Annotated in this window: 8 protein-coding genes; 5 read left to right on the forward strand and 3 right to left on the reverse strand. The window is 46.2% G+C overall.

Annotated elements, in window-relative coordinates:
- Positions 1 to 21: 21 nt before the first annotated feature.
- Positions 22 to 1,644, reverse strand: a complete 1,623-nt coding sequence (locus ACESLK_RS02525) for a response regulator (protein WP_372661731.1) — start codon at positions 1,642 to 1,644, stop codon at positions 22 to 24.
- Positions 1,637 to 3,433, reverse strand: coding sequence for a cache domain-containing sensor histidine kinase (locus ACESLK_RS02530; protein WP_372661734.1), 1,797 nt, complete (start codon positions 3,431 to 3,433; stop codon positions 1,637 to 1,639). Before ACESLK_RS02530 ends, ACESLK_RS02525 begins: the two co-directional genes overlap by 8 nt.
- Before the next feature lie 189 nt (positions 3,434 to 3,622).
- Between ACESLK_RS02530 and ACESLK_RS02535 the strand changes: the two genes are divergently transcribed.
- From ACESLK_RS02535 to ACESLK_RS02555, 5 genes are all read left to right on the forward strand, one after another.
- Positions 3,623 to 4,975 (forward strand): ABC transporter substrate-binding protein, encoded by a 1,353-nt coding sequence (locus tag ACESLK_RS02535; RefSeq protein ID WP_372661736.1) that lies wholly within the window; start codon positions 3,623 to 3,625, stop codon positions 4,973 to 4,975.
- A gap of 25 nt (positions 4,976 to 5,000) precedes the next feature.
- The gene (locus ACESLK_RS02540) at positions 5,001 to 5,882 is read left to right on the forward strand and encodes a carbohydrate ABC transporter permease (RefSeq protein ID WP_372661739.1); all 882 of its coding nucleotides are present in this window, start codon (positions 5,001 to 5,003) and stop codon (positions 5,880 to 5,882) included.
- 13 nt (positions 5,883 to 5,895) lie between these two features.
- Positions 5,896 to 6,717 (forward strand): carbohydrate ABC transporter permease, encoded by an 822-nt coding sequence (locus ACESLK_RS02545; RefSeq protein ID WP_372661742.1) that lies wholly within the window; start codon positions 5,896 to 5,898, stop codon positions 6,715 to 6,717.
- On the forward strand, positions 6,714 to 8,441 hold the full coding sequence (locus tag ACESLK_RS02550) for a glycoside hydrolase family 66 protein (RefSeq protein WP_372661744.1): 1,728 nt from the start codon (positions 6,714 to 6,716) through the stop codon (positions 8,439 to 8,441). Before ACESLK_RS02545 ends, ACESLK_RS02550 begins: the two co-directional genes overlap by 4 nt.
- Positions 8,442 to 8,666: 225 nt before the next feature.
- On the forward strand, positions 8,667 to 11,453 hold the full coding sequence (locus ACESLK_RS02555; RefSeq protein WP_372661747.1) for a glycosyl hydrolase: 2,787 nt from the start codon (positions 8,667 to 8,669) through the stop codon (positions 11,451 to 11,453).
- A gap of 85 nt (positions 11,454 to 11,538) precedes the next feature.
- Here the strand turns inward: ACESLK_RS02555 and ACESLK_RS02560 are convergent, their stop codons facing one another.
- Positions 11,539 to 13,308, reverse strand: coding sequence for a cache domain-containing sensor histidine kinase (locus tag ACESLK_RS02560; RefSeq protein WP_372661750.1), 1,770 nt, complete (start codon positions 13,306 to 13,308; stop codon positions 11,539 to 11,541).

The following is a 13,308-nucleotide window of genomic DNA, read 5'->3' on the forward strand; positions in this document are numbered from 1 at the left end:
AAAATATGGAATTATAGACAGTTAATCGAGCGATAGGGATTTGTCCTGGTACTCTCCCGGAGGTATGCCGTAATGCTGCTTAAACACATAGGAAAAGTGTTTGACGCTCACATACCCGACTTTCTCGGAGACATCGTATACTTTTACCGGAGGTTTGGCCTGCAGGAGTTTCGCGGCGTACTCCATACGAACCCGGGTTAGAAACTTAATGTAAGACTCATTCACATTCTGATGAAACAGGCTGCTTAGATATCCTGGCGTTACCCCGGTTTGATCTGCGATGAGGGCAAGACTTAAAGGCTCGGCGAAATGGGCGTATATATAGTTCTTTGCCTTAGTCACGATCTCGTGTTCATTACTGGCAGCCGAAGGCGAGCCCAGTCGTTGGAGAAACGGTTGGAGCATAAGAAGGTATAGACTAACAACCTCCTCCAAGGAAAGAATATAGGGTTCTGTTTTCTGTTTCAAGGTAGTCAAAGCTTGGTGGAACGATTGTTGCCCGACTCCTTCCAAGAGTCCCGATAAACGGTTCAGCATATAGGTGCCAAATTGGATGGTTTTCCGTCGGTCAGGTGCGTCCGTACCCATCGATTCGACTAAGGTTTTAAGCGCCGCTTTCAGATTAAGATCATGAGTGTCAGTGAATGCTGCCGGTAAGGTCGCGATGGCATTGTCTATTTTTTTAAGAAAGTCGTTAATGACTTCGTTCGGATGATCATAGAACAAGGTAGGCTCGCAGGCGAACAGACGGCCTTTAAGGGCCCGATTGGCTTTGTGGTAGGAGGAATTTAATTGCAGCACATCGATTTCACTGGAGCCGACCGCACCCCAAATGGCGATCCCCGTCATATTTGAGATGACCTTCGAGAGGTGGTTGAATAATTGGCCGCAGCGGCTCATTACATCGGTCGAATCGTCACCTGTTACTAGTACGGCCGTCTGCTGCTCGCCATCGAAAAATACGGTTGTGCCCGGATTCGAAACTGCCAGCTCCGTTGCCGTCTGATGTACAATATAGCGAAATAGCGCGATATCGCTTGGAGAGATATCGCGCTGAAGAAGCTGAGCTTCATCTAGATCCACGAGCATGATGGCGCCCTCGCCTTCGATCAAGCTAACCTTCAGGCGGAATAGAATCGGATACAGCGCTTTGATTTCAATATTGTTATCGGAGACGAGCGCGCGAAGGAAATTTCTTGCCACTTGCTCCTTGGTCTCAACGGACAGGGATACCATAGCTTTATACGCTAATTGAGCGGAACGGTCGGCTTCCAATTGTTCGCTCATTTTGTCCAAAACGGCAATCAGTTCTTCCTTCACGAGAGGCTTCAATAAATAATCATGAACTCCGTAATGCATCGCTTCCTTAGCAAGGGAAAACTCGTCATATCCCGAGATGATGACCATTCTCGTCTTCAACTGCCGCTGTGTAACCTCGCGCGCCAGTTCAAGCCCGCTCATCACAGGCATCTTAATGTCCGTAATGATCAGATCGAATGATTCCCCGCGATCCAGCAGATTAAGCGCTTCTTGACCATCCTCAGCTTCCCCGCCGCACTCCCATTTGTCATGCAGCAGCGTTAAATTCGTTTTCATATAATGCCGTGTCAACGGTTCGTCATCCACAATCAAGAGCCTATACATAGTTGTTCTCCTTTATTCCGGGATAGGGCAGCGACAGAATGGCCGTTGTTCCTTGCAGCCTTTCGCTCTCTATTCTGATTCCGTATTCTACGCCATATTTGACCTTAATTCGTTTGTTTACATTAATAAGACCAATGCCGGTATGCAATGAATTAGGGCTAACCGTTTCTTCCAACGAATTAACTTTTTTCTGAAGCTTCAGAAGTGTTTCCGGGTCCATTCCCGGCCCGTCATCATGAACCTCAATCTCCAGCTTGTCAGGCATCAAACGGGAAGTGATGGTAATCATTGTTTTTTCTTTTTTATGTTCGCAGCCATGAAGGACTGCATTCTCGACGATGGGCTGCAGCAGCAACGCGGGAACCAAGAGATCGTAGAGGGACGGATCTATCTTAATGGAATAAGACAGCCGTCCCTCGTACCGACTGCTCTGAATACCGAGGTAGGCATGGAGCAGCTCGATTTCCTTGCGAAGCGGCATTTCCTTGTCCCACTGGGTCATGCTTCTCAGAATGCTGCTCAATTGGTTGAGATGCCGGGTAGCTTTGTCTTGTTTGCCTGATTGCATGGACAAGCTGATTAAATTCAGCGTGTTAAAAATGAAATGAGGGCGAATTTGGTTAAATAGAGCATTGATTTGGGCTTCCTGCTGCAGCAGCTTGGATTCATAAACTTCTTTGACAAGTACGGTGTTCTGATTGAGCATCTCACCGATTTTCTCTACCAGGCGGTTAAAAGCGGCGCCAAGATAACCGATTTCGTCCTTGCGACCGCTCTGGAAGGTGACATCGAGACGGCCCAACTCTACTTCTTTCATGAGCTTCACGATAGAAAGCAGGGGCTTGAGAAAATGACGGATGAGCAGAATGAGCACTAGAATGCCGAATAATGCACTGCCGATGGCGAATAAGAAAGCGGTATTTCGTGTTTTGATCGCTTTTCGGTTCATTTCCGACACCGAGTTTACAGCAACGATGCGCCAATTCACTTTGGATATGGCTGTCGTATTCATTAAATAGCCCTCTTGGATCAAGCTTGTGTTATCACCAGCAGATAATACGGTTTTTCTGAATTTATCATTGGAAGAGTATATGAAATTATTGTTATCGTCGAGGATGAACAGACCGCCGTCCTGACCCATTTCAGCCTTTCCGATGATATCGACGATACCGTTGTAGTTGGCATCCGCCTTTATCACACCTAGAATGTTCTGCGTATTGCTGATGCTTCGAAGCTGTTTGACAATCGAAAATACAGGGACGTTACCCTTGTCAGAGGATTGCAAGCGAGTCGGCACGAAAATATATTCTTGTGTGGACAATGCTTGTTTATACCAGTCATACGTCTCTACATCCTCGTCGGGGACGAGACTGGTAGGAAGACGCGCGCTGGAATAAATCTGATCCGTCATAATGGATACGCGCAGGATGTCTTGCCGCGGATAGATCATGATTTCGTCTAGAAAATTCTCTATCAGTCTCCGTTTTTCCAATTGAGCAAGCTCCGTCTCCGGGACGGGTTCCTCCAGAGCGGACATGACCGCGACATTGCGATAGGGAAATAAGGTTAAACGATATAAATCATCTAAATAGGTATCGATATTAAGAGAAACCTGCTCAATGATTTGCTGAACTTTGTCAGACGACTGTTTCTCGAAATCTCGGGTGTATTGGGTATAGGAGAGGTACGATTCCAGAAATACGGAGCCGAGCAGCAGCAATCCCGTCATCGTCAGGAGCTTATGTTTAATGCTCCATTCATGGTACCCTTTAACCTGAATACGGGACATGGACGTGTGGCCCCCCTTTACTTCGGTTCTGAAATTCTTCTAATTTAATATATAGGACAGTTTAGGGCATCTGTAAATTACATTCGTTAAATCCGCACTCTAATCGTCATTTTCGGGTGTTTCGGATGAGGTGCTTCAGCATGTATTGTGAAGTTGTAAACAACATTACACATTTGGGGAGGAAATAAAGTGGTACTTAAAAGGTGGTCCTTATTTCTATGTTTGTCATTAATAATTGGGGTCTTGGCGGCTTGCGGCAGTAATAAAGAGTCAGAACCCTCCTCGAATGCTTCGGCATCGAGCGCTGCTTCGAGTGCATCGGCAGAACCGTCTGCCAGTGCACCGCAGGAAAAAGTGACCTTGAAATTTTTCACGGGAAAAGTAGAGACGGTAGATCTGATTAACGAAATGATCGCGAAATTCGAATCGGAAAATCCGAATATCAAGGTCGAGCAAGAATACCAGAAGGATGCCAGCAATGTCATCAAAGTTAAGTTCGCCTCGGGAGATGTACCGGACATTACTACCGTATATGCCCAAGACTATGTAGATCAAGGCAAATATCTGGACTTGTCCGGCGAAGCCTTCTGGTCTAGAGTGCTCCCAGCAATCAAGGAATTGAATACGGACATCAAAACCGGCAAGCAGTTCAGGGCAGCGACAAATGTGACCATGGCCGGTATCTTCTACAACAAGAAGATTTTTGACGAGCTGGGCTTAAAAGAAGCGCACACATGGGAGGAATTCAAGAGCAATCTGCAAACGATCAAGGACAAGAAACCGGAAGTTACACCTATGTTTCTAGCTGGCAAAGATTCCTGGACGCTTGGCCATCTGATCGAGTTCATGGCTCATGGAGTGATCAAGCAGAAATACGGAGTTACGGATGCGCGCAAAGCATTCATCAACAACGAATCGGATAAACTGCAGTTCGATGCCGTCGGCGGCGGTATTGAAGCTTTTGCTGGAAGGTTATTAGAGCTTAAAGCAGCAGGATTGATCAACAAAGACGTATTGACGGCCACTTACGACAACCAGAAGGAAGCTTTCGTGAACGGTCAAGCGGCGATGATCAGTCAAGGAATGTGGGTATTGGGCGATCTGCTTAAGCTGAACCCGGGTATTGCAGGCGAAATCGGCTTCGCACCTTTCCCGGCTATCGTAGATGGCACGAAACCGGTAACACTCTCAGCGGAAGATTCCGTCTATGCGATTACATCAGAATCCAAGCATCCGGAAGAGGCGAAGAAGTTCCTGGAATTCCTGTTCAAACAGGAAAACTTGAAAGCGTACAGCGAATTCCTGAAGTCCCCGCCCGCCTTCACCGATGTGACCGCAGACTGGGGTCCACTGAAAGATCAAGCAGCGGCTGCTCTTCTATCCGGCGTAAATATCGCTTTCACCGATACGCCGTCAGGCTTCTCCGGCGACGATTCCGGACGGATGGTTCAGGAGCTGCTAGCAGGCAAATATAAATCGGCGGAATTCGCCGCGGAATACAAAGGCGCTTGGGATAAAGCGTGGAATGCAACAAATAAGTAGACAGAGCCCGTAGGAGAGAGAAACCATGCGCATATTTAATAAGTTGGGCGCCAATTTGCACTTGTTCATGGCCGTTCCTGCAATCCTGCTGTTTGGTGTTTTCTTCCTCTATCCGCTAATGCAGGGGATCGGGATCAGCTTGACGGATTCAAATGGCGTTACGACGCCAAGCTTCATCGGCTTGCAAAATTTCATTGATTTTTTTCAAGACGACCGAGCCCGTAACGACGTTATGATTACCGTGTATTTCGCTCTGGGAAGCGCACCGTTATTAAATTTATTCGGGTTGCTTTATGCGCTTCTCCTGGACCGTAAGATGGCTGGCAGAGGAATCGTTCGTGCGATTGTCTATCTGCCGGCCGTTATTAGTCCGCTCATTATGGGGTATATCTGGTACTTCATTCTGCAGCCTGGAAGGGGCTATCTGCCCCATGTGTTAAGCGAGCTCGGATTAGGCTTCCTGGACGTGAACTGGCTAGGTGAAAGCTCATCGGCGTTGGTCGTGCTCATTGTTGTTAATGTGTGGCAATATGTAGGGATGACAATGATTGTATACTTGGCCGGGTTACAATCCATTCCGCCTGATTTATACGAGGCCGCCACAATCGACGGAGCGGACAGCCGCTCCTCGCTGTGGTACATTACGCTGCCGCTATTGTATCCATCGATCAAAATCAATGTGGTCACGAATATTATCGGCTCGCTGTCGGTGTTCGAGATCATTGTTGCCTTGACTGACGGCGGTCCCGGTTATAGCACGGAATCACTCAGTATTTATATTTTACGAATGTTATACGGCAGCTTTACCGGTTACTCAACCGCGGTAGCGCTCGTTCTATTCGTCATTATTATCATTCCAGTGTTCGTCTTCTTAAGATTGACGAGAAAATCCGAATACGAGCTTTGAAAAGGAGAACGCCATGCGAGGAATACCGACGATCATGAAATATGTCATTGCGACCTTCATGGTCCTGATCTCTATCATACCTTTTTACGTGCTGATCTATTTGTCAATGAACACGCCGTCCAGCAACGTGTTCGGAGGGCTGTTTCTGATTCCCGACTTTTCATTAGGAAATTTTCCCGAGGCTTGGAAGGTGTCCAAATTAGGCCGTGCAATGATCAATTCATCGATTATTACGGCGGGTGCTATCCTATTAGTCGTTCTTGTGTCGAGCTCTGCGGGTTATTCCATTGCCCGGTTCCGGCATAAAGGCAATGTTGCTATTTTCAATATTCTGCTTATCTGTCTCATGATTCCGGCTATCATCATTACGGTGCCGCTCTATACGTTGATGAAAGACATTAACGGGATTAACACCCATTGGGCGATGATTCTGTTAACGGCAGCCAATTCGCTTCCGTTATCCGTGTTCTTATATTCAAGCTTTATCCGTGCTCTGCCGAAAGAGGTGGAAGAATCAGCGGTGATAGACGGTTGTACCTATTTCACGGCGTTCTGGCGGGTAACCTTTCATTTTATCCGGCCGGTTACGTCTGCTGTTGTTATCTTAGTGGGACTGGGGATATGGAACAATTACGGGCAAGCGGTATTTTTTCTGCAGGCTCAGGATATGAAGACGGTTCCTCTTGCCGTGTCGATGTTCTTCCAAACCTACGGTGCCAAATGGAATTTGATGGCAGCCGCGGCTCTTATCGGACTTGCTCCGGCGGTCATTGCGTTTCTGCTCTTCCAAAGATACTTTATTAAGGGCATTACAGCAGGTGCTCTGAAAGGATGAACAGCTTGAACGATACGGCTTACCGAATCAAAGATATTTATCCATTAAAAGCCCAATACCGCAGCGCGGAAAAAGTGGAAATCGCGATCGAGCTCGAGAGCGATTCCGATGTAGAGCAAACTTTAAGAATTTACTGCATCGTACGGGAGCTAGATGCAGAAGTAGAGAGACATGAGCTTACAATCGATCTGCCTTCGATCAGCTCACGTACCATTCATTTGACTGTTGGATCGTTCAATACAGCGTTTACCGGTTACGGTGTTGATGCCGACTTGTACTTGGGACAACAACACATCCATTCTCTCTCCTCCTCCTTTGATGTTGTAAGCGATTGGCGGAAAGCAACGCGATACGGCTTTCTAAGCGATTACGATGCTAGTGAAGCCGGCGACGATGAAGATGTGAAGTGGATGGCTAAGCTTCACCTGAATCTGGTGCAATTCTATGATTGGATGTATCGGCATGATGAGCTGGTCAGCGACGAACAACAATATACCGATTTAATGGGTCGTATCGTGAGCAGAGGTGTCGTGGAGGAGAAGATCGCACTCTGTCATGATTATGGAATGAAAGCGGTAGCGTATGGAGCGATTTATGCAGCCAGTAAAGCTTTTGCGGATCGGCATCCGGATTGGAGACTGTATACCAGCGCAGGAGAACCTTTTGATTTCATTGGTATTTTTAACATTATGAACACATCGCCTGATAGTCCGTGGTTTCATCATATTATCAATCAATACAGGCAAGCCGTTGAGAAGCTGGATTTCGATGGTATTCACCTGGATACATATGGGTTTCCGAAAACGGGCTGGTCAAGATTGAACGGCGTTTCCCGGCTGGAGCGGCTAGAAGAGCATTTTCCCGTTCTTATCAATGAAACAAGAGAAGAGCTGTCAACGGTTAAAGAGGATGTCTGTCTGATCTTCAACAATGTGGGCAATTGGCCAGTGGATACCGTTGCTCGGTCGAGTCAGGATGCTATTTACGTGGAAGTATGGAAACCCTATGAGCGCTACCATCATTTGCGAGAGATCATTACTTGGTCCAATCATCTTAGTAAGGGAAAAAATGTTATTCTAGCTGCCTATCTTAAGCCTTTCCGTGAACAGGGTTCTCTTGGCATAGAAGGGGCGCAGCATGCGTTCCGTTTGTTGAACGCGGTTGTCACGGCTCATGGTGCTTATCATTTGCTCCATGGTGAGAATGGCGGGGTATTAACGCAAGGATATTACGTTGACCATTCCAAGATCAGCACCGATTTCAGAAGGACCGTAAGAGATTATTGTGATTTCGGTGTACGCTACGGGCACGTGACACACGATCGAACGCTTAGGGATGTATCCATGACCCATACCGATGGAGACAATCTGGAATACGAATTTCAAGGCTTTGAATCGAGCACGTATGGGGAAGCGGGTAAGGTGTGGACGATCATACAGGAGCAGCCCAATCATAAGCTTATTCATTTCGTGAATCTGACAGGGGTGAGGGATGACTACTGGAACGAGGAGAAAGAACTGCCCGAACGGGTAAAGGGCCGACTTGTGTCTATTGCGATCGACCACGAGATTTCTTCCATTCTATTGGCGAGTCCGGACGTGGATGGCGGGCGGCCGAAAACGCTGAATTACCGGGTGGAGACAAACGCTAGAGGCAAAGCAGCAGTCGTACAATTGCCTGTGCTCCATTTCTGGGATCTTCTAATCGTTAGGTTTAAGAAGTAAATAAGATCTAAATATAAGTATCATTCGCCTCCTTGACGGAGGTTTTTTTTGTTTAAAGAAAAGTTGTGAAAATCGCTTTCATCAGATCTGCCCTCACGAATGATCTCAACATAACATAATCTATAATACTTACAGCAAACGATATAGAGCGTAATTGCAAAATAGCGGCCACGCATATATATCTGGAATGGACCCCATTTATTAATAAGAAAGGAGTGAGTGAGGATGGCTGGACAGGCTCCCGTTAATGAAAATGCCTCTAAAGAGGCGAGAGAACTTCTTTCCTACCTCAACACGCTTATGAGTCCGAATGCAGGCCTATTAACAGGTCAACACAACTGGCTTGAAGCGCCGATGGGTAACATTGTAAATTTGGCTCTCCCGAACTCAGGTGGCAAATACCCTGCAGTGATAGGTCTTGAAGTAGGGCCGATCAGTGGACAGAATGCAACGACGGCTTATAATCAGCGAGCAGCTGTCGCAGATGCGGCCAAAACCTACAACCAGGCAGGCGGCATCCCAACGATTATGTGGCACTGCACATACCCTGGGATGCCCTATCAATGGTCGGGAGGGGTGCAACGGGCGACCACGCAAACGGAATTCAACCAAATCCTAACACCCGGCGACCCGAAGTACAACTGGCTTATTGCGGAAATGGATAAAATTGCAGTTCATTTCAAAACGCTTCAAGACGCAGATGTGCCGATTCTCTTCCGACCGTGGCATGAGATGAATGGGTATTGGTTCTGGTGGGGCAAAAAGTCCAACTTCGCCGCGCTTTGGAATCTGACTTATGATCGATTCGTCAACCATCACGGGCTGGACAACATTCTATGGGTATGGAATCCGAACTGCATGAAGGCCTCGGATCCCAATATTGGAGATTATAAGCTTTACTACCCGGGTCATAGTAAAGTTGATATCTTAGCATGGGATATTTACTTGGGTGAATTTACACAAAGCTTCCATGATGAACTTTATGCTTTCGGTGGAGGTAAACCCATTGCTCTTGGAGAAGTCGGCCGCTTGCCTGACATGAATGTAATGAAAACCAGCCAATGGCGATATACCTGGGCTATGGCCTGGGGTGAACCAAACTTCTCTAATGAAAACACGTCTGCAAATAAGCAGCAATTCTACTCAAACGCTTATGCTATAACGAGGGATGAAGTGAACATAAACTCCCCTCCTCCAACTGACACGACTGCGCCATCCGTTCCGGCAAATATATCAGTTGCATCAAAAAGTCATAACAGCGTATCTCTCACGTGGAATGCATCTACGGACAACGTTGGGGTAACGGGCTACGATGTTTTGCGAGGGAATACCGTCGTTGGATCAACGGTGTCTACGAGCTTTACCGTCACCGGATTGACTCCCACCACGACATACAGCTTTACCGTTAGAGCTAAGGACGCAGCCGGTAATTTGTCATCCGCAAGCTCACCGGTGTCGGTAACAACGGACGCGTCACCGAGTCAAGGGACAGCCGTTTTCGTTAAGGGGATCAACTTTCACGGCAGTGCTGTTACGGTAGAAGGCCATTCATGGCTGGCGGAGAGCTCGTCGGGTGTTACGCTGTCACCCATTCGCAGGCATATTGGAAATGTGAGCTTCAGTCCTGCGACAGACAGCCAGACGAATACGATGCTGAACAGCAATATTTACTCGGGAAACACGTTCAGTGTTAGTCAGTCGATTGCAAACGGTACCTATCAGATCTATTTATGGACCGTTGAGAATTACAAGTCGAACTTTCGCTCCTTCCATGTCAAACTGGAGGGTACTCAAGTCACAAGCAGTCCAATCGGGTCGATGCCGTTAAACCAATGGCGTAAGTACGGTCCGTACACCGTAACAGTAAACGATGGAGTCTTGAACATGGAGCTGGTTAGAGTCACTGGGGATCCTACAATTGCTGGAATGGCTATTTATTCCGCTGGCACGACAACCCCTCCTCCGTCGGACACGACTGCGCCATCCGTTCCGGCAAATGTATCAGTTGCATCAAAAACTCATAACAGCGTTTCTCTCACGTGGAATGCATCTACGGATAACGTTGGGGTAACGGGTTACGATATCTTGCAAGGCAGTACCGTAGTTGGATCAACGGTGTCTACGAGCTTTACCGTCACCGGATTGACCCCTACCACGACATACAGCTTTACGATTAGAGCTAAGGACGCAACCGGTAATTTGTCATCCGCAAGCTCACCGGTGTCGGTAACAACGGACGCGGCACCGAGTCAAGGGACAGCCGTTTTCGTTAAGGGGATCAACTTTCACGGCAACGCCGTTACGATAGAGGGTCATTCATGGCTGGCGGAGAGCTCGGCGGGAATCACGATGTCACCTATATCCCGGCATATTGGGAATGTAAGCTATAGTCCTGCGGTCGACAGCCAGACGAATACGATGCTGAACCGCAATATCTACTCCGGAAACACGTTTAGCGTCAGTCAATCGATCACAAACGGTACCTATCAGATCTATTTATGGACCGTTGAGAATTACAAGTCGAACTTTCGCTCCTTCCATGTCAAACTGGAGGGTACTCAAGTAACAAGCAGCCCGATCGGATCGATGCCGTTAAACCAATGGTGCAAGCATGGTCCTTACACCGTGACGGTAAACGACGGAGTCCTGAATATGGAGCTTGTTAGAGTCACTGGGGATCCTACAATTGCTGGAATGGCTATTTATTCAGCAGGTACAACAACCCCTCCTCCAGCGGACACGACTGCGCCATCCGTTCCTGCAAACGTCTCGGTTGCCTCAAAAAACGATAACAGCATTTCCCTCACGTGGGATGCATCTACGGATAATACCGAGGTTACGGGCTACGATATTTTACAAACTGCTGTCGCCGGTTCGACGGTGACTACGAGCTTTACCGTCACGGGGTTGACCCCTAGCACGACATACAGCTTTGCGGTTAGAGCTAAGGACAAAGCAGGTAATTTGTCATCGGCAAGTCTGCCAGTATCAGTAACAACGGAAGCGGACTAGATTAACAGTTGTGTTCAAAGAAAAAGAGCAGGCTCAAGCTGATACAAGGCTTGGCTTTGCTCTTTTTTTGGATATTGCACTAACTCTATTTTTTAGGAATATAAATATCAACTTTAGTTCCCCAGCCTGCTTTAGATTTTATGACTAATTGAGCAGTATCCCCGAATTGTAATTTTATTCTTTTGTAAGTGTTATAAAGACCTATATGTTCTTTACCTGCATCGACATCTGCAAACGAGAATTGCAATCTATTCTTAATTTCCATTAGTTTGTCAGAGGGGATTCCTACTCCATTGTCAATCACCGATATTTGTAATTGGGATCCTCTTGCGCGGATACTAATCTTGATAATCCCTGGATCCTTTTTATTTTTAATACCATGATATAAAGCATTCTCAACCAACGGCTGTAGAATAAGCTTATTCACCTGGCAATCCAGAAGATCCTCTTGCATGTCCCATATGACTTTGAATTTACCCGTATATCTGTATTTAAGGATTTCGATATAACTGCGCGTATATTGCATCTCTTCTTCAAGACGGACAAGCTGTGTCGGTACATCAAGGGCATATTTAAGAATGTCGGATAAATGCTCTATCATCACATTCGCCTCATTAGGCTTTCCGGTGAGACTGAGTACCTTCCAATAAATGCTCTGCAGAGTATTGAACAGAAAGTGGGGGTTCATCTGGTTTTGCAGTGTTTTAAGTTCAATAACCTCGTTTCGATATTTACGTTCCGAGAGCTGCACATTTAAATAGTCTCGTTCCACGAAAGTTCTTAGTACATTTTCAATAATGTAATTGTAGACATTATATGGCTTTTTCTCGATCAACGGCAGTTCAGTACCGAATTTGGCGGAGTGGATAATATTGAGGATCGATTTAACATTTCGATAGTTTTTTCTAGTGAGCAGGTAGGCCAAGACAGAACCGGCAATAAAACAAGCAATGAGTAAAAGTATCGTTAATTTAGTGAGGTAATTAGGGACTTTGTACAGACTTACCTGTGGAGTGATCGTCACAAAGTTCCAGTGATATTTATCAGAGCTTATTTTCGAAACCAGAAAGGGACCCATTGGGGATTTAATCGTAAAAACGTCATCCTTATTCTGGGCTATTTCTTTAAATTGACTATTCGTGAAATCAACCCCCTGAGTACTGGTCAGTAATTCATTATTTTCATCCAATATAAGGATGTGTTGCTCCGGCATCACCTTTAGATGGTCGAGTTGCTTCTCGATATATTCTTTGGAAATGTTAAGAACGAGCACACCTGCATACAAGGGATTCTGTGCTTGGTTCGGTTTACGATAAAGCGATATCACTTTCTTCGTTGGCTGGAAAGAATATTCCTCAATCGTACGGGATTCAGTCCACATCGTATCATTCTCATGTTGTAGAATACTTTGGTGCCAATCAACATCGTGAGATGATCTTAAATGATCAATCCCGTTATTGCTGTTGTAAAAACGACCATGGTCATTTGGAATATACAAATAAATAGAGTTGATGTAGGGTCTGGCGTTTGCGGGAGCGTCGATAAAGCCGCGTACTGTTTCGAACAACGGCAGATCACCCGATACGAGCACCGGTTCTCTTAAGATGCGGTTCATATTCTGAATGATAACGGGGTTTATAATAAAATGTAAAGAAATGGCATCCAATTCATTAAAAATGATTTCAACGTTATCTTTGGTTTGCCGAAGCAGGCTTAAGTTATTGGCATTAATAGCATCTTTGATGTAATTCTCGATAATATGACTGAATAATCCCCCAAGTACTAAAATCGGGATGAACATGGGCAGAATAATGCTTATGAAGTTTTTAACGAAAAAGGTATGAATCGTTTTCAT

It is taken from the genome of Cohnella sp. (genome assembly GCF_041640265.1).
Lineage (GTDB): Bacteria > Bacillota > Bacilli > Paenibacillales > Paenibacillaceae > Cohnella.

Coding starts and splice junctions, on each gene's coding strand:
- ACESLK_RS02555 (WP_372661747.1), top strand. CDS start 8,667: ATGGCTGGACAGGCTCCCGTTAATGAAAATGCCTCTAAAGAGGCGAGA.
- ACESLK_RS02525 (WP_372661731.1), bottom strand. CDS start 1,644: ATGTATAGGCTCTTGATTGTGGATGACGAACCGTTGACACGGCATTAT.
- ACESLK_RS02545 (WP_372661742.1), top strand. CDS start 5,896: ATGCGAGGAATACCGACGATCATGAAATATGTCATTGCGACCTTCATG.
- ACESLK_RS02530 (WP_372661734.1), bottom strand. CDS start 3,433: ATGTCCCGTATTCAGGTTAAAGGGTACCATGAATGGAGCATTAAACAT.
- ACESLK_RS02550 (WP_372661744.1), top strand. CDS start 6,714: ATGAACAGCTTGAACGATACGGCTTACCGAATCAAAGATATTTATCCA.
- ACESLK_RS02540 (WP_372661739.1), top strand. CDS start 5,001: ATGCGCATATTTAATAAGTTGGGCGCCAATTTGCACTTGTTCATGGCC.
- ACESLK_RS02560 (WP_372661750.1), bottom strand. CDS start 13,308: ATGAAAACGATTCATACCTTTTTCGTTAAAAACTTCATAAGCATTATT.